The organism is Thermoactinospora rubra, from assembly GCF_002093975.1.
Classification (GTDB): domain Bacteria; phylum Actinomycetota; class Actinomycetes; order Streptosporangiales; family Streptosporangiaceae; genus Nonomuraea; species Nonomuraea rubra_A.
In genome coordinates this window covers 144,703-162,335 of sequence record NZ_MSZZ01000032.1, presented here as the reverse complement: position 1 = coordinate 162,335, position 17,633 = coordinate 144,703, and the positions used below count along the sequence as shown (strand labels likewise).

Below are 17,633 nucleotides of genomic sequence, written 5' to 3'. Positions count from 1 at the left end.
TGGTGTTCGCATAACCATCTCGAAGTGCTACCGTTGCTGTCAACGGTGCGCGCAGCGGTACCGGAGAAGCAAGGGCTCATCAGTGAGACGCCTGCGAGACTGGTCGGGATGTCCTGCTGATCGAAGGAGAAGGGCCACCACGTGGCGAAGCTGACGTTGCCGCAGCTCGAGCGGCACCTGTTCGGGGCTGCCGACATCCTCCGCGGCAAGATGGACGCCTCGGAGTTCAAGGAGTACATCTTCGGGATGCTCTTCCTGAAGCGGGCTTCCGACCAGTTCGAGGTGGTCCGCGATGAGCTCATCAAGAAGTGGGTGGCTCAGGGCAAGAGCCGGCAGGAAGCCGAGCGGATGGCGGAGGTGCGGGACTTCTACCGGGGCGACAAGTTCTACGTGCCCGCAGAGGCCCGCTGGCCGTACATCTGGAACCGCTCCCGCGAGAAGAACGTCGGCGACATGCTCAACAAGGCGCTGGCCGCGCTGGAGCAGGAGAACGTCGACGCCCTGGAAGGCGTCCTCGAGCACATCGACTTCACGCGCAAGGTCGGCCAGTCGACGATCCCGGACAAGCGGCTGCAGCAGCTCATCGACCACTTCTCCCGGGTACGGCTGCGCAACGAGGACTTCGAGTTCCCCGACCTGCTCGGCGCGGCCTACGAGTACCTGATCGCCCAGTTCGCCGACTCGGCCGGCAAGAAGGGCGGCGAGTTCTACACCCCGCGTGGCGTCGTCCGGATGATGGTGCGCCTGGTGAAGCCGCAGCCCGGCCATGCCGTCTACGACCCGTGCTCGGGCTCGGGCGGCATGCTCATCCACGCCAAGGAGTACATCGACGAGCACGGCCTCGACTCCGGCGACCTGACCCTGGCCGGGCAGGAGTACAACGGCGGCACCTGGGCCGTGTCGAAGATGAACATGATCCTCCACGGCGTGCTCAACGCCAAGCTGGAGAACGACGACACCCTCGCGGAGCCCAAGCACGTCAAGAACGGCGAGCTGGAACGGTTCGACCGGGTTCTCACCAATCCGCCGTTCTCGCTGAACTACTCCTCCGCCGACATGAAGCACAAGGAGCGCTTCAAGTACGGCTTCGCCCCCGAGACCGGCAAGAAGGCGGACCTCATGTTCGCCCAGCACGTGCTGGCCGTGCTCACCCCTGATGGGATCGGCGCCACGGTCATGCCGCACGGCGTGCTCTTCCGCGGCGGCAAGGAGAAGGAGATCCGGGAAGGCATCGTCAAGGACGACCGCCTGGAGGCCGTGATCGGCCTGGCGCCCAACCTGTTCTACGGCACCGGCATCCCGGCCTGCATCCTCGTCCTGCGCGGCACCGCCCCGCGTCCGCCCGAGCGGCGCGGCAAGGTGCTGTTCATCAACGCCGACCGCGAGTTCACCGCCGGCCGGGCGCAGAACTACCTCGACCCGCAGCACGCCGAGAAGATCGTCGCCGCCTACGAGGAATACCGCGACATCCCCGGCTTCGCCCGCGTCGTGGACATCGAGGAACTGCGCGAGAACGACTTCAACCTCAACATCCGCCGCTACGTCGACAACACTCCCCCGCCCGAGCCCCAGGACGTCCGCGCCCACCTCCACGGCGGCGTCCCCAAGTCAGAGGTCGAGGCCAAGGCCGGGCTGTTCCGGGCGTTCGGCATCGACCCGGCTGTTCTCTTCACCGAGCGCGACGCCGACTACTACGACTTCCTCCCCGAGGGCTGGAAGGCGACGGCCGACCGTCTCCCATCGCTCGCCGCTCCCGCCGAGGAGCGCCTGCGCGAGGCGTTCTCCGATTGGTGGGTACGGCACAGCAAGCGCCTGGTCGAGCTGCCCGACACACGCAAGGTCATGGAGGTCCGCGCCGAGCTCCTCGACTCCTTCGTCACCGAGCTCAAGCCGCTGGGCGTTCTCGACCGCTTCGACCTCGCCGGTGTGGTGGCCGCTTGGTGGGGTGAGGCGCAGTATGACATCAAGACCCTCGGGCTCAACGGGTTCGAGGGGGTCGTCGAGGGTTGGCTGACCACCATCGAGTCGGCGTTCGCCTTGGATGAGGAAGACGTCGAATACTGGGACAAGCAGAAGGTCGCCGCCGAGAAGCGCAAGGCCCGAGACCACCGGGTCGTCCCGGCGCTCATTCCCGACTACCTCGCCGAGCTGGAGGAGGCCGAGACGGCTTATGCCGAGCTGAACGCCCAGCTCAAGGCCGCCACCGCCAAGCCCTCCGAAGAGGATGAGGAGGCCGACGAGCCCGCCGAGGATCAGCTCTCCGAGGCTGAGCTCAAGGCGTTGAAGGCCCGTACGGCTGCCGCGAGGAAGAAGGTAGCCGTCTTGGAGGGCCACTTCCTGCCGCGCCTCCGCATGGCCTACGCCGCTCTGGATGACGACTCCCGCCGCGACCTCGTCCTCGACGTCCTGCGATCACAGCTTGCGTCCCGTCTCGAGTCCCGTACGGCTGCCGCCCGCCGGTTGCTTGAAGGTGCCTTCCGCACCTGGGCCGACAAGTATGCGGTGACCTTGCGCGAGCTCGAAGCTAAGCGTGAAGCAGCCGCCGCGCAACTGGGTGCCTGTCTTAAGGAGCTGGGCTATGCGTAAGCAAACGCACTACGTGCCACTGGCGAACCTGGTCGAGATCAATCCGAAGGATTATCCAAACAGCGAGGTAGTCCACTACATTGCCATGGAGGACGTTTCCGACAACGCGGAACTTCTCCGCATCGGAGAGCGTCCTCGCTCGGAGCTATCCCCGGGGCAGCCTACTTTCCGGGATGGCGATGTACTCTTTGCTAAGATTACGCCGTGCATGGAGAACGGCAAGGGCGCCTTCGTCTCCGGTCTTGATGGAAAAATAGGCCAAGGCAGCACCGAGTTCCACGTCCTCCGGGCCCGAAACGGAACCAACTCCCGCTTTATCTACCATTGGACTAGGTCGAAGTATCTGCGACGCTCAGCAGCAGCCATGATGACTGGCTCGGCGGGGCAGCGGCGAGTTCCGAGACAGTTTTTTGAACGCTTTCTCGTGCCAGCATTCAATGAGTTGGAGCAGCAACGGATCGCGGAGACTCTCGATACTCTCGATGGACTCATCAGCAACTTCCATGCCTACGCAACCAAGCTAAAGCTTGTACAAGCAGGCACGGTTTCTCGCCTCATGACGCACGGCCTAAGCGGCAACGCTTCATCCTGGCCCCAGTTTGCCTGCAAGGATGCATTCAGCCTCTCCAGCGGGCTTCCATACCCCGCACCTCAGCCAATAGAAGGAAAGACGCCCATCTACGGCGCCAGTGGGATATCAGGATATGGCGATCGCCAACTTACGCCAGGCCCCACTTTCACTATCGGCCGTGTCGGCGAAGGCGGCGTCGGGATTGTTCACCATGTACCAGGTGCTGCGTGGATCACAGATAATGCGCTGTGGGCCACCTCGATCAATCCGGGATGGCATGCGGAATTCATCGCACGATATCTGTCCTGGTTCAACCTTCGAAGGGTTCGAAGCCAGACCGGGCAGCCCCTGGTAACTCAGGGTGTTATAAGCCCTCTGCCGATCCCTAAGCCACCCAAGGCCGAGCAACTTCAAATAGTTTCAATCCTCCAAAGCCTCGATGAGGCAGCGGAAAAGAATAATGCGGAGCTTGAAAAGCTCCGCATTCTCAAGTATGGGCTCATGGACGACTTGCTGACCGGGCGGGTTCGGGTTTCGGAGGCGGAAGCCGTACTGGAAGATCTTTGATCTTGGCGAGGCGGCGACGCGCCGCCCCGCGATGAGGCGATTCGTCGGGGGATGACGTTGTTCGAGGACTTACCGAGGGGAGTCGGCCGGTGACCGACTACGAGTACACACTGGTCGAACGGCCACTGATCGAGCAGCTCAAGAGCATGGGCTGGCAGCATCTCACGGGTGCCGAGCACGGGGCCGTGGTCCCGCTGTTTCCGAGGATGTCAGCACGGCGGTCCTTCGACGAGGTGATCCTGGAGGACAAGCTCAGGGACGCGCTTGAGCGGATCAACGGCGACTGGCTGGACGACCGGCGGGCGAACCAGGCGTTCAACGCGCTGACCCGCGTACCGGCGGCCAACCTGCTGGAAGCCAACAAGCAGGTCACCGAGCTGCTGATCAACGGCATCCCGATCGAGGACCCCACGAGCGGCAAGTCGCGGACCGTCCACTACATCGACTGGCGGAACCCGGGCAACAACGAGTTCACCGCGATCAACCAGTTCCGCGTCGACATCCCCGGCACCGGCGGCAAGCAGCAGATCGTCCCCGATGTCGTCCTCTTCGTGAACGGCATCCCCCTGGTCGTCATCGAGTGCAAGAAGACCACCGAAAGCAGTCTGAACGTCGCGGTCAACCAGATCCGCCGCTACTGCGACAGCCGTACCGGAAACCCCAAGCTCTTCCACCCTGTGCAGCTCACCGTGGTCACCAGCGGCGAGGACGCCAAGCTGGGCACCTTCACCGCCAGGCTGGAGCACTACGTGCCCTGGCGCGACCCCTATCCGCTGACCAAGGCGCAGCTCGCCGGCGACCTCGGCAAGGACGAGGAGCAGCTGAGCAGGCAGGAGATCCTCGTCACAGGCGTGCTGGAGCCCGCCAACCTGCTCACCGTCATCCACAACTTCGTCACCTTCATGACCACCGACGAAGGCGTCACGGTCAAGGTGGCACCGCGCTACCAGCAGTTCCGCGCGGTGGAGCGGACCGTCGACCGCCTCCTGCACGGCAAGCCCGGCCACAAGGGCGGCATCATCTGGCACACCCAAGGCTCGGGCAAGAGCCTGACCATGACCTTCCTGGTCCGGCGGCTGCGCTCGATCCCGGAGCTGGCGCACTACAAGGTCGTGGTGGTCACCGACCGAACCCAGCTGCAGGACCAGCTCAGCGAGACGATGCAGCTGAGCAACGAGAAGCTGGACATCGCCAAGAGCAGCGCCCGGGCCAAGACCCTGCTCGGCCGCAAGGGCCCAGGTCTGGTCTTCGTGATGATCCAGAAGAACCAGAACGGCGCGCCCGTGGACAGGTACGACATGGGCGAGGTCAACACCGACGAGTCCATCGTCGTGCTGATCGACGAGGTGCACCGTTCGCACACCGCCACGCTGGGCGCCAACCTCCGGCAGGCGCTGCCGAACGCGGCCCGGATCGGCTTCACCGGCACGCCGATCATGACCAAGAAGGGCCTGCGCAAGACCAGCGTCGAGCTGTTCGGCTCCTTCATCGACACCTACCGGCTGCGCGAGGCCGAGGAGGACGGCGTGATCGTGCCGATCCTCTACGAGGGTTTCAAGGTCAAGGGCGCGCTCCAGAACGGCCAGGACATGGACGCGCTCTTCGAAGAGGAGTTCGAGGACCTGACCGACGAGGAACGCCAGCAGCTCCAGCGGCGCTGGGCGACCAAGGGGAACGTCTCGGCGGCGCAGAAACTGGTCGACGTCAAGGCCAAGCACATGCTCCGGCACTACGTGGACAAGGTGCTGCCCGAGGGTTTCAAGGCGCAGGTGGTCGCATATGACCGGGAGACCACCGTGCGCTATCGGGAAGCGCTCATGGAGGCCCGCGACGAGCTGGTGCGCGACCTCGAGAAGCTACCGCCGCAGCTGCTCACCCGCAACCTGGATGAGCTCAAGCCGCGGCAGGCGCAGCTCGTCAAGGCCCACAGGCAGCTCGATCTCATCAAGCGGATGGACTTCGTGCCGGTGATCTCCAAGGGGGACTCCGAGCACGAGGACCGCTACGCGGAATGGACCGACGAGGCCAAGCAGAAGCTGCGGATCGACGGCTTCACCCGGCCCTTCGACGAGAACGACATCGCCTTCGTCATCGTCAAGTCGATGCTGCTCACCGGCTTCGACGCGCCGATCGAGCAGGTCATGTACCTCGACCGCAAGCTGGAGATGCACGACCTGCTCCAGGCGGTCGCGCGGGTGAACCGGACCGCGGACGGCAAGCCGTACGGGTATGTGGTCGACTATCGCGGCGTGGCGCAGAACCTCGTGGAGGCGCTGCGGATCTACGCCGACGAGGAGTTCGAGGCCGGAGAGAGTGATGACGTGGCCGGCGCGCTGCGCGACCTCAAGACGGAGATCGCCAAGCTCGAACCGCAGCGGCAGCGGCTGCGGATGATGTTCCGGGACCACACGGACGTCGAAAGCTGTGTGCAGGAGCTGGCCGACCCGCAGCTGCGGGACAGGTTCAACGTGGAGCTCGCCCGGTTCGCCCGGACCATCAACACCGTCTTGCCCGATCCGGCGGCGACGCCGTACCTGGAAGACGTCAAGCGGTTCTCGGTGATCAAGCTGACCGCGAACCGGCGCTACCGTGTCGACGGCGGCGAGTTCGACCCGGGCGCCTACGGTCAGAAGATCAAGCTGCTCATCGACGAGCACGTGACCTCGCTCGGCATCGAGCAGCAGCTCCCGCCGATCGCGCTGACCGCCGCCAACTTCGCCGCCAAGGTGGAGGCGATGACCGGCGGCTCGCGGGCCAAGGCCTCGGAGATGGAGCACGCCCTCCGGCACCACATCACCGTCCACGCCGGCCAGGACCCGGCCCGCTACCAGCTCCTCAGCGAGCGCCTGGAGCAGATCCTGACCGAGCTGAAGGACGACTGGGACGCCCAGCTGCTGGCCTTCAAGAACCTGATGGCCGACGTGGTGGAGGACCGGCGGGACAACCCGCACAACTTCAGCCCGGCCGAGTACGCGATCTACGGTCTGCTCCTACAGGAGCTGGCCACCTCGGAGGAGGACATCCACGAGGAGCGTTTCGTCAACGCCGCCCGGGAGATCGTGGCGTTGGCGAGCCGGACCATCCATCGCCGCGACTTCTGGAGCAAGCGCTCCGACGTCGCCGACTTCCGCAGCCAGATCTTCGAAATCCTCGTGATGAGGGACCTCGGCGATCTCGAACACCTGGGGCTCGTCGCGGACAAGGCACGGGACGTCGTCAAGAACAACCTCGCGACCATCCCCAAAGCGTGAGCCTGGCATGCTGGTGACCGTGAGTGATTTCCCCGGAGTCCTGCGGGTCGGCGACCTGGAGGTCGCCGTCTCGGTGAGTGATCGCCGCAAGAGCGTTCGCCTCACCGTCGAGCGGGACGCCTCGGTCACCGCCGTCGTGCCGCCGCAGATCTCCACCGCCGAGCTGGCCAAGCTGGTGGAGGCCAAACGATCCTGGCTGTACGGCAAGCTCGCCGAGAAGCGGGAGCTGGGTGAGGCTCCGCCGGACAAGCAGTTCGTCACCGGCGAAGGCTTCCGCTATCTGGGCCGCTCCTACCGGCTCCGCATCGTGCCCGCGGGTGAGGTCCGGCTGGTCCGGGGCCGCTTGGAGCTGCCGGAAGGCGGTGGCGCCAAGGAGCTGGTGGGCTGGTACCGCCGGGTCGGCCGGCCCTGGCTCACCCGGCGGATCCGGCCGTGGGCGGCTCGCATGGGCGTGGAGCTGACCGGGCTGCGGGTGCGTCCGCTGGGCTACCGCTGGGGTTCGTGCTCACGGGATGGTCAGGTCAACATCCACTGGGCGACCATGCAGCTTCCGCCGAGTCTGATCGACTACGTGCTCGTGCATGAGCTGGCGCATCTCAAGCGTCCCGACCACGGCGCCGAGTTCTGGCGGGTCGTCGAGCAGGCCCTGCCGGGCCACGAGGAGTATCGGGAGCGGCTTCGCCGTACGGGGGATGACCTGTGGTTGCCGGAGGAAGGGCGATAGATGCGAGACGACGTCCTGGTCAACGCCGCCGACATCGCGCGGCTTGCCGACGTCGGCCGGGCGGCGGTGAGCAACTGGCGCAAGCGGTTCAGCGACTTCCCCCAGCCGGTGGGCGGCACCGCCACCAGCCCGGCTTTCTCCCTTGCCGAGGTGGAGCAGTGGCTGCGCAAACACGACCGGTACGTCGAGGTCGCGCCCCGGGAACGGCTCTGGCAACGGCTCCGCAGCAGCACCGACGATCTGCGCCTGGGTGAAGTGGTGGCCGATGCCGGCGCGGTCCTGCTGGGCGAGAAGACCAGCCTGGACAAGGCTCTGGTCAAGGAGATTCAGGAAGTCGGACGGACCGAAGGCGCCGTCGCCGCCTTCGACGGGATCTGTGAACGCTACGTCGACCTGCACTCCCGGCGCCTGCTGGCCACACCACCCGAGGTGGCCAGGCTCATGGCCAGAATCGGCGCGACCTCCGGTGGCACGGTTCTCGACCCGGCGTGCGGGATCGGCACCGTGCTGCTGGAGTCCGAAGGCAGCCAGGTGTTCGGCCAGGAGCTGAACGAGAACGCCGCCAGACTGACGAGTATCCGGCTCCGGCTCCATGGCTACCGGGCGCGGATCGAAGCGGGTGACTCGCTGCGTGCCGACGCCTTTGCGGGCGTGCAGACCGACGCGGTGGTGTGCAACCCGCCCTTCAATGAGCGGGCCTGGGGGTACGACGAGCTGGCCAGCGATCCGCGCTGGGAGTTCGGCCTGCCGCCGCGTGGCGAATCGGAACTGGCCTGGGTGCAGCACTGTCTGGCGCACGTCCGGCCCGGCGGCCTCGTAGTGATCATGATGCCGGCTGTGGCGGCCACGCGACGCCCGGGCCGCCGGGTGCGGGCGAACCTGCTGCGCGCAGGTGTGCTTCGCGCGATCATCAGCCTCTTCCCCGGTGCGGCTCCCGCCTCCAGCGGAGCGCCGGACCTGTGGGTGCTTCGCAAGCCCGAACCGGGCGACGAGCTGCCGTCCCAAGTGCTGATGGTCAACGCGAGCGAGGATCTGGCGCTGGCCGAGGAGGCGTGGCGGGCCTTCGGCACCGGTGACGAACTGCCGGCGAACAGCCGGGCGGTACGCATCATCGACCTGCTCGACGACGAGGTCGATCTGACGACGAGCCATCGGGTGGCCGCGCAAGAACCCTCATCCGGCTTTGCCGTGATGAGCGATCGCCTGTCGTCGATGCTGGAGACGTTGACACTCCCCCGGCTGACGTCGGCCCCCCGCCGGGATCTGGCGATGACCAACATCGGTGAACTGGCACGCGCCGGGGTCGTCACCGTCATGCAGGGGCCTCTCAAGCTCGCCGACGAGGGCGACCAGCCCGTGCTGACCGCGAAGGACCTCCTGCTCAACCGGGCGCCGAGCGGCCGGACCGGCGATGCGCCGGGCCTGGTCCGCATTGAGGCAGGTGACATTGTGGCGCCCGTCCTCTTGAGCAGCGGTGCCGTGCCGCGGGTGATGAGCCGGGCGGGAGCCGTACTGGGACCCCAGCTCCTGCTCTTCCGGACCGACCCCGAGCGGCTCGACCCCCACTTCCTGGCCGGCTGCCTGCGCGCCGGCGGCGCCACCGGTGCCCGATCCGGCTCCGCCGTACGGCTGGACCCACGGCGAGCGCAGCTGCCACGGCTGCCGATCGAGGAGCAACGCAGGTACGGCGAGGCGTTCAGGCAGCTACTCGCCTTCGAAGACGCCACCAGGGAGCTGCGGGAGATCAGCGATAATCTTGTCGCTGCCGGGATCGACGGGCTTCTCGACGGGAGCCTTGCTCCCGAGTGATCTCCCTGGAGGCGCGGTGACCCTCTTCCTTGGTCGCTACCAGTTCGACCCGATCCATCTGGGCCGCGGGGGCATGGGAGAGGTCTGGGGCGCCGAGGACACGATGCTCGGCCGCCGAGTGGCGATCAAGTTCGTCCGGCTCCCGGACGCGGAACTGGACAAACGCTTTCGCCGGGAAGCCAGGGCGTTGTCCATGTTGTCGCATCCCGGTGTTCCCACCCTCTACGATTTCGGGTCCACCGACGGCCGCCACTACATGATCATGCAGTTCATCCACGGTCATGGCCTGCATGACGTCATCGCCGAGCATGCCCCGCTCTCCATCGGCTGGGTGGCCTCGATCGGCGCCCAGATCGCGGCGGTTCTGGAAGCCGCCCACGAGCAGCACATCCTGCACCGGGATCTGAAGCCGTCCAACCTCATGCTCTGCCCCGATGGCTCGATCCGCGTCCTGGACTTCGGGCTGGCCTTCATGCGGGAGGCGGAGCTGACCAAGGTCACCCGTACCGGCCAGCAACTCGGCACCGCGGCCTACATGTCGCCCGAGCAGGTCGAATGCGAGCCGCCCAGTGCCCGCAGCGACATCTACTCCCTGGGCTGCGTGCTCTATGAGCTGCTCACCGGCTATCCGCTGTTCAGCGGGCCAAGCGAGTACAGCGTCATGAGCCAGCACGTGCGGACTCCGGCCACCCCGGCCGGGCGGCATCGGCCGGACGTGCCCAAGAGCCTGGACGAGCTGCTGATGGCGATGGTGGAGAAGGATCCTGCGGACCGGCCGGCCAGCGCACGCGAGGTGCATGAGCGGCTCATGCCGTACCTGTCGGGCATCGGCCCTCTGGGAGACATGACCAGGGGTGGAGTGAGCCCGTTGACGCTCTACTCTCGGGCACTGAGCCGGACGATCTTCGCTGGGGTCTCTGTCCCGAGTTCCAGGACGTCGGTGGCACGGCAGGACTTCAGTCACGGAGATGTCCGGCGAGCCCGGCGGGAGGCGCAATCGCTAGTCCGGGAATCTCGGTACGGCGAAGCCGCCGCTTTACTGGAGGAGGCGGTTGCGCACGCTCCCGAAGAGCTGGCATTGCGGGAACAGCTCGCCGAGGTCTGGCTGACGGCGGGCGACTACTCCCGGGCCGCCCACGAGTACCGGAACCTGGCCGCAGCAGCCGACTCTGAGCAGGCGTTTCACTACCGGCTCCAAGAGGCCGCCTGTCATGTGCACCTTGGCGACACTGAGTCGGCGCTGCACCTCATGAACGAGCTGCTGGCAGACTGCGCCGCGGAGGACGAACCTCAGGCGCTGGAGCTTAGGCGGCAGATCGGCGAGCTGGAACGGGATGCGGGTCTTCTGGACCGGGCCAGACGGACTCTCACGGCGCTGCTGTCCGACCTGGAGCGAACCCACGGCGCCGACCATGCTGCGACTGAACGAGTCCGGCAACTGCTCGCCTCATGCTGAGCTGATCACTGATCCTTAGTTGATGGAGTTGCGTGGGGGTCGTGCCTCCCGCCTCGAAACGGGCGAAAGCGGAGTTTCCCGGAGCTTGCCGTGCAACTGCCTGGTGTACGGCTCGCCGAGCACGCCTCCGCTCCGCCAGGAGGCCGACGTAGAAGACGGCCGTCTCCTGATCGTCCTGACTGGGCGAGTCGAACCTCTTGTCGACCTCCCCGAGCCACCCGGAAGCATCCCCTCATACTTTGCGTCCCGTACGCATCCTTGACGGCATGCCCATGGCTAAGCGCTGAACATTTGTTTAGCATGCTATTCATGCGTTCAGAGTCGGATCTCACCGCCCGGGCCCGCATCCGCGACGCCGCGATAGACCTGTTCGGTCGCGAAGGTGTCAACCGGGTCAGCGTGCGCGCCATCGCCGCCCGAGCAGGCGTCTCCCCCGCCCTGGTGCTGCACCACTTCGGCTCGAAGGACGGCCTACGCAAGGCCTGCGACGCCTACCTGCTGGAGATACTGCGCGGCGACGGCCGGCCCGCCGATCTCGGCGACACCGCCCGGCTCGGCTCGATGCTCGAAGCCGCCGCACCGGCGCGCCGCTACCTGGCCCGGGCCTTCCTCGACGACTCCCCGGAGGCGGGCACGCTGTTCGACGAGATGGTGGCCGCCTCCGAGAGGTGGCTGGGTCACGGCGCGGAAGAAGGCTGGATCCAGCCCAGTGAGGATCCGCACGCCCGCGCCGCCGTCTACGTGACATGGCTGCTCGCCCCGGTGATGCTGCACGCCCATCTGTCGCGCGCCTTCGGCGTGGACGACCTGGCCGAGACCGGCGCGACCCTGCGCTTCTCCCGCGCCGCCATCGAGATCTTCACGCGCGGCGTGTTCGCCGACGACCGCGTGCTGGACGCCTGGAACACCGTCAGAAAGGACCTCGGATGAAGGTCGTCATCCTCACCCACGGCACCCGCGGCGACGTCCAGCCCTACGCAGCGCTCGCCTACGCCCTCATGGAAGCCGGGCACGAGGCCGTGTTGGGCGCGCCCGCCGCGTCCGCTTCGCTCGCCGAGCCGTACGGTATGCCGTTCCTCCCTCTCGACGACGGCCCGAACAAGCTCATCGACGATCCCGAGATCCGCCAGGCGATCGAGACCAACTATCGAGGGCTGCGCGGCAAGAAGATCGCCCTGCAGGTCATGCGGCGCACCAAGCCCCTGATGGGCCAGGTCTTCGCCGACATGATCCGGGCGGTCGACCTGGGTGCCGACCTGATCGTGCACCCGCCGGGCATCCCTGCGCACCACATCGCCGAGAAGCTCGGCGTGCCCGCCGTACCCGCTGCCATGCAGCCGGTGTGGGTGCCCACCGCGACCTTCCCCAACCCCATGCTTCCGGTACGGCTGCCGCGCGCGCTCAACCGCGCCAGCTACCTGCCGATCAAGATGCTGCTGCGCAGCTTCGCCGGGGTGGCCGACCAGTTGCGGGACACGCTGGACTTGGCGAAACGCCGAGGCCGCCACGACGTCATGCGTGCGCCCGGAGGAGGCCCGTCCACTGTGTTGCAGGCGTTCAGCCGTCATGTTCTGCCGCCCGGCCTCGACTATCCGGCCACCGTCCACACCACCGGTTTCTGGTACCTGCCCGCTGCCCCCGGCTGGGCTCCCTCCGACGAGCTGGCCGCCTTCCTGGCCGACGGGCCCGCCCCGGTCTACGTCGGGTTCGGCAGCATGGCGGGCACCGATCCCGAGCGGATCGGGCGCATCGTCACCGAAGCCGTCCGCCTGGCCGGCGTGCGGGCCGTGCTGGCCGCCGGATGGGGTGGCATGCGAGTCGGCGACCTGTCGGGTGACGTGTTCCTGTTGGAGCAGGCGCCACACGACTGGCTGTTCCCGCGCATGGCCGCGATCGTCCACCACGGAGGCAGCGGCACCACCGGGGCCGCGCTGGCGGCCGGGCGCCCGCAGGTGGTCGTGCCGTTCGTCGCCGACCAGCCCTTCTGGGCGGCGCGTATGCACGCCACGGGCGTCGCCCCAGCACCTATGCCGCAACGCCACCTCACCCCAGAGGGCTTGGCCAGCGCCATCAAGCTCGCCGCCACCGACCACGCCATGGCCGAGAAGGCGACCATCCTCGGCGGTCTCGTCCGCGCCGACGATGGTGTGCGCACCGCCGTCAAGATCCTGGAGAGCCTCGTGTGACCCCTCGATATCACCGGTTGCTCGCCGAAAGGCCGTATGAAGGGCGTCAAGAATTCTTGCCCGCGAATCGGACTCGATGATATTGAGGGATATCGGCCGCAAAAGCCGGGGGCGAGGATTCTTCTCGCCCCATGCCTGCCTTTCATATTCTCTGAGAAGGAGAGGGCGTCCCCAGATGATCCGACTTCGCCGCGCCGCCCGCCGCCGATGAGCGGCAGTGGCCTGCCCGTGTTCTTCCACGCCCGCCGTTCACGCGGCTACCTGTCACTCGGCTCGGTGGCGTCGCGCTGGCAGCGGGCGCGGCCGGGGTTCCTCCAGGGGTGAGGGAGGAACTGAGCTGTAAGGAACGTATTTCACCAACGGGAATCGCCTAGATCCGACCTCGCGCTGTCGCGGGGTTCGGCTCCTTGGTCGATCGAGTGCCCGCCCAACCATGAGAAGCGCAGGCGCCATGCCCATGTCCAGCATCAGGCTCGGGAGTACCCCCGAAAGCGCCGAATACCTCCCAAGCCGTAGGAAGGCCGCCTCCCCTGAGCCGACGCCCTGTCGAGGACTGACGACCAAGCTGGCCATATCGCCGGAAGGAGAAGACCGTGAGGACCCTCGACAAAGCCATCCCGACGCCGCCGAAGGCGCACCTGTCGGCACGATTCACAGACATGCCTGCGTGGTTGCTGCTCACGCTGGTCGCCATCGGACTGCCGCGAACCATCCTCGCCGACCTGGACATCGTCCCGCCGGAGAGCGGCCTGCTGTACTACTTCCTCGCGCTGGCCCCGTTCGCCGCGTGGCTGGCGGTGGCGGTGCTTCGCGAGACCAGGAAGCCGATCATGGATTTCCTGGTCCTCGGCTCGCTGTACGGGTTGTCACTGGCCGTCGTCCACCACGCGTTGTGGAACGCCGACGCGGGGTACGGAAATCGGCCCCCTGCCGGAGCAGTCGGCTTCGCCGGGAACTTCAGCCCCGCTCTCCAGGACCTCGCGCTTCATGGATACACGATCATGATCGCCATGGCGATCGGCCTGGGCTCGGGCCTGGCCGTCGCCGTGGCCGCCTGGGTGGCCGGCAAGGTGCGAGCGAAGCGCCACGACTTGCACCGGAAGTTCACTGCATGATGAATTCATGGATTCGATGCACCAGCCCGCCGCCATCGCCCCGACTGCCCGGTATCGCCTGCATGCAAGCGCGATACTCGTGCTGATCGCCTGGTGGGGCTTCGGCAACCTCTACGAGGCGATCGTGGTGATGCCATGGATGTGGCGCCTGCCTCCCGGGTCACTCCCCGGCGAATTCGAGCCGGGGAGTCCCGTGCTCTACTTCTTACCTGCCGGACTGGCTCTGCTCGCGCTCGCCTGGACGTTGGTCATCCGCGTCCGCCGGGATCCCGGGAGTTCTCGACGTGGCGTGCAGTCCACCGCTGTCCTGATCACGATCGCCGCGGCCGGCACCGGGATCCTGGTCCACGCCGTCAATCCGACGTTCCGCGATCCGGCAGCGGCCCTGTCCGATGTGCGGACTGCGATCGTGCTGTGGGAGATAGGCAATGCCGTACGGCTCGCCCTTGCTGCCGCCGCAGCCATCAGCCTGCTGCGCTGGCGGGTGTCTTCAGCGGAGTGTCCATAGTGTACGGCTCGCGGGGGCCCGGCTTCCCGGGCAGTGCGCAGCCGAAGGAGTGGCTGCCGCCGGTGACCTGGCAGTCCGGCCGTCGGGCAGTTCGACCAGGGTGTGAGTGCCCTCGGGGACGGTCACGTCGAGGGCGTAGTGGTTGAGCGACGTTATGCCGGTGGAGTCGGGACGCACGGCGTCCCAGCGCTCCCAGATCGTGGGCGCGCCCATGGTCACCGGGTGGAGGAAGCTCGGGCAGCCGGTCTCCATCAGCATCAGGTAGGCCTCCTCCAGGTGGCCGGTCCTGGTGAGCGCGGGCGGTATGAGAGGGATTCCCGCGAAGTTGTCGGACCCTCCTGTCATGATCGCCGCGATACGGCTTCCGCGGGAGGTAGAGGAATGGACGGCGCCACGGCAGCGACCTATGAATGGCTCCGCGGGGAGTTCAGCGACGCCGAAGAGACCTGGCTCTGCGCCGGCTTCGTGCGGGACCTGTCCCCTCGGGAAGCTCTGCGGCGGATCCACGTGACCCCCGGCTCTTTGAGCGAGTCGGGACAGGGCGTCGCAGCCTACGCGGCCGACGGCGGAACTGTCCTGATCGAATACGGCTGGGCGAGAACCGTCTACGACAAAGCCCGTCTGCTGTCAGTGGGCACCGTCGCGGCCTCGGTGTACGTGAACATCAAGAACGACGGCTTCACCTACTGCGTCGACGGCCGGCAGATCACCACGTTCAGCTTGTACGCCTATTCCCTTCGGGAAGGGGCCGACCCCGACCGGCTCCAGTCGGATGTCGAGGACCTTGGCATGGACATCGACGGCAACCAGCTCGGCTTTCCCGACGATCCCGTCTCCAGCGCCCTGGCCCTCGCCGAACGCGCTACGGGCGTCCATCTGTCTTCCGCCCATTTGGCCAGTCCGGCTCTGATCGGATCCACCGATCACCTTGACACAGCCTGATACCCCATGAAGAGCTCGTTCCCAGGCGGGTGCCCCGGGGCGAGCTTTTCGTCATGGAGCCTGATGAGGCGGTGACCGCTCAAGGTAGAGGTTCCGCCCTTTGGACACGCCCTGTTCCCCTGCGCAGTGCCAGCTGATCAGCGACGTCCGGATTTCCCGGGCATCGCGGTACCGGCCGCGGCCCAGCCGTATCGCTGGACCGAAGATCGCACTGTGACCGCCGGCAGCATCCCTGCGGGCGTGAATCGCCGGAGGTTGTTGACGCCTCGGGTCTCGACCGGCAGAGGCGTGTTGGCGTGAGTCACCGAGCCCTGCCTTCTGCTCGGTCCGCCATCGGCACAGGAGGCGTGTCAGAACTGAGATCCAGTCTGGGGAGCCGGCGCAGGGCCAGGATGCCGAGCGCGGCATGCAGCAGGGCGGCGACCGCTGCGGCGATGTGCAGGCCGGTGACGAAGGCTGCCTTCGCATCCCCAGCGACTGCCGGCGCGAGGCCGGGGAGCTGGAGGGTTTCGTCGAGGGTGGGGGCCAGATCCGGCCCCTGGAGGCGGAACACCAGGGCGGCGAGTGAGCCCAGCAGCGCGATGCCGAGGGCGTTACCGATCTCATTGCTGGTCTCGGCGATCGCGCTCGCCGATCCCGCTCGTTCCGTGGGCACTGCGGCGACAGCCGTATCGGCGACGACGCTGAACGAGATGCCGTAACCGACGCCGGCGATCGCCGTCGAGGCGATGTACCAGCCGACCCCGCCCGAGACACCGGTCGGCAGCAACAGCAGGAGACCGGCGGCGATGCAGAAGTGGCAGACGATGAGGGCTGTCCTCTTGCCGATGCGACCGGCCACTGTCGGCGTGATGACGCACGTGGTCGTGAGAACCGCCGCCCCGGGCAGCGCCAGGAACGCCGCGTGCAGGACCGGTAGGTCAAGAACGGACTGGAGGTAGATTCCGGCCAGGTAGGCGACTGCCGACCACGCTGCCAATGGCAGCAGGCCGGTGATGATCGCGATCGTGAAGACGCGGTCGCGGAACAGGGAGAACTCGATCAACGGGTGTTCGAGGCTCCGCTGGCGGCGAGCGAACCACGCCAGAAGGCAGACGCCGGCGATCCCTACCGCCAGCGGGACAACCGCCAAGCCTTCTGCGGCGGCGTGCTTGATTCCGTAGATCGTGAGCAGCAGGCCGCCGGCGGAGAGCACGACGCTCGGCGTGTCGACGCGGCCGGGCCGAGTGGCGCGCACCTCACGGAGGAGGACGGGCGCGAGCAGCAGGAACAAGGCGATGACGGGAAGGTTGATCAGGAAGACCGCCCCCCACCAGAACTGCCGCAGCAAAGCGCCGCCGACGATCGGGCCGATCGCGAATCCAGCGGCGAACGCGGCGGCGAAGATGCCGATGGCCTGAGCACGGCGGCGCGGGTCGGGGAACAGTTCGCTCACCACCGCCAGCGCCGACGGCAGGAGGGTCGCGCCGGCCACTCCCATAAGGGCGCGGAATGCGATGAGCAGCTCCGGGCTCGGCGCGAACGCCGCGGCCGCGGATCCCACTCCGAAGACGGCGGCGCCGATCATCAGCAGCTTCAGCCGGCCGTACCGATCGCCGAGGTTGCCGAACGCGACCAGCAAGGATCCGACGGCGAACCCGTAGACGTCGAGGATCCACAGAGCCTGGTCGGCTGTCGGCGTGAGAGCCTGGCTGATCCGGGGCATCGCCAGGAACAGGATCGAGCCGTCCATGGACACCAGGAGCACCGGGCAAAGGATCACCAGGAGGCCGAACCAGGCCCGCAAGCCGGGTGAGTGATGCGCACGCTGTCGAATCATGTCCTCGACGGTGCGGGACCGCGCCCGGCGGCAACCATCCCCGTGTCGTGGGTACACCCGACAGGTACACCCACTTGTGAGGTGGAGGACCCTAGGCTC

At 66.9% G+C, this 17,633-nt stretch carries 13 protein-coding genes; 11 read left to right on the top strand and 2 right to left on the bottom strand.

What is annotated here, in order from left to right; genetic code table 11:
* Positions 1 to 141 precede the first annotated feature (141 nt).
* The 10 genes from BSB02_RS26310 to BSB02_RS26265 all read left to right on the top strand — a co-directional run bounded on the left by BSB02_RS26310 (position 142) and on the right by BSB02_RS26265 (position 14,773).
* Complete coding sequence (locus BSB02_RS26310; RefSeq protein ID WP_084962938.1) at positions 142 to 2,586, top strand: type I restriction-modification system subunit M; 2,445 nt, start codon at positions 142 to 144, stop codon at positions 2,584 to 2,586.
* Entirely contained in the window at positions 2,579 to 3,724 is a 1,146-nt protein-coding gene (locus tag BSB02_RS26305; protein ID WP_084962935.1) for a restriction endonuclease subunit S, read from the top strand. The genes BSB02_RS26310 and BSB02_RS26305 overlap by 8 nt, the downstream gene beginning before the upstream one ends.
* An 89-nt stretch (positions 3,725 to 3,813) precedes the next feature.
* A complete protein-coding gene (locus tag BSB02_RS26300; RefSeq protein WP_084962933.1) occupies positions 3,814 to 6,975 on the top strand; it encodes a type I restriction endonuclease subunit R in 3,162 nt (1,053 codons plus the stop codon).
* Positions 6,976 to 6,994: 19 nt separating this feature from the next.
* On the top strand, positions 6,995 to 7,699 hold the full coding sequence (locus tag BSB02_RS26295) for a M48 family metallopeptidase (RefSeq protein WP_206184892.1): 705 nt from the start codon (positions 6,995 to 6,997) through the stop codon (positions 7,697 to 7,699).
* The gene (locus tag BSB02_RS26290) at positions 7,700 to 9,508 is read left to right on the top strand and encodes an N-6 DNA methylase (protein ID WP_084962931.1); all 1,809 of its coding nucleotides are present in this window, start codon (positions 7,700 to 7,702) and stop codon (positions 9,506 to 9,508) included.
* 16 nt (positions 9,509 to 9,524) lie between these two features.
* Positions 9,525 to 10,964 carry a serine/threonine-protein kinase gene (locus tag BSB02_RS26285; RefSeq protein ID WP_084962929.1) on the top strand — a complete coding sequence of 480 codons (1,440 nt, stop codon included), beginning with the start codon at positions 9,525 to 9,527 and terminating at the stop codon, positions 10,962 to 10,964.
* 309 nt (positions 10,965 to 11,273) lie between these two features.
* A complete protein-coding gene (locus tag BSB02_RS26280; RefSeq protein WP_084962927.1) occupies positions 11,274 to 11,894 on the top strand; it encodes a TetR/AcrR family transcriptional regulator in 621 nt (206 codons plus the stop codon).
* Complete coding sequence (locus BSB02_RS26275; protein WP_084962925.1) at positions 11,891 to 13,150, top strand: glycosyltransferase; 1,260 nt, start codon at positions 11,891 to 11,893, stop codon at positions 13,148 to 13,150. Before BSB02_RS26280 ends, BSB02_RS26275 begins: the two co-directional genes overlap by 4 nt.
* Positions 13,151 to 13,809: 659 nt before the next feature.
* Positions 13,810 to 14,265 carry a hypothetical protein gene (locus tag BSB02_RS26270; protein WP_143591158.1) on the top strand — a complete coding sequence of 152 codons (456 nt, stop codon included), beginning with the start codon at positions 13,810 to 13,812 and terminating at the stop codon, positions 14,263 to 14,265.
* A gap of 7 nt (positions 14,266 to 14,272) precedes the next feature.
* The gene (locus BSB02_RS26265) at positions 14,273 to 14,773 is read left to right on the top strand and encodes a hypothetical protein (protein ID WP_084962921.1); all 501 of its coding nucleotides are present in this window, start codon (positions 14,273 to 14,275) and stop codon (positions 14,771 to 14,773) included.
* Here BSB02_RS26265 and BSB02_RS26260 read toward each other — a convergent pair.
* Positions 14,756 to 15,118 carry an alpha-L-rhamnosidase-related protein gene (locus BSB02_RS26260; protein ID WP_084962919.1) on the bottom strand — a complete coding sequence of 121 codons (363 nt, stop codon included), beginning with the start codon at positions 15,116 to 15,118 and terminating at the stop codon, positions 14,756 to 14,758. The genes BSB02_RS26265 and BSB02_RS26260 overlap by 18 nt on opposite strands.
* Before the next feature lie 36 nt (positions 15,119 to 15,154).
* On the opposite strand from BSB02_RS26260, the gene BSB02_RS26255 reads away from it, so the two are divergent.
* Complete coding sequence (locus BSB02_RS26255) at positions 15,155 to 15,715, top strand: DUF6461 domain-containing protein (protein WP_084962917.1); 561 nt, start codon at positions 15,155 to 15,157, stop codon at positions 15,713 to 15,715.
* Between the two features lie 301 nt (positions 15,716 to 16,016).
* Here the strand turns inward: BSB02_RS26255 and BSB02_RS26250 are convergent, their stop codons facing one another.
* Positions 16,017 to 17,534 (bottom strand): MFS transporter, encoded by a 1,518-nt coding sequence (locus BSB02_RS26250; protein WP_084962915.1) that lies wholly within the window; start codon positions 17,532 to 17,534, stop codon positions 16,017 to 16,019.
* Between the last annotated feature and the right edge of the window lie 99 nt (positions 17,535 to 17,633).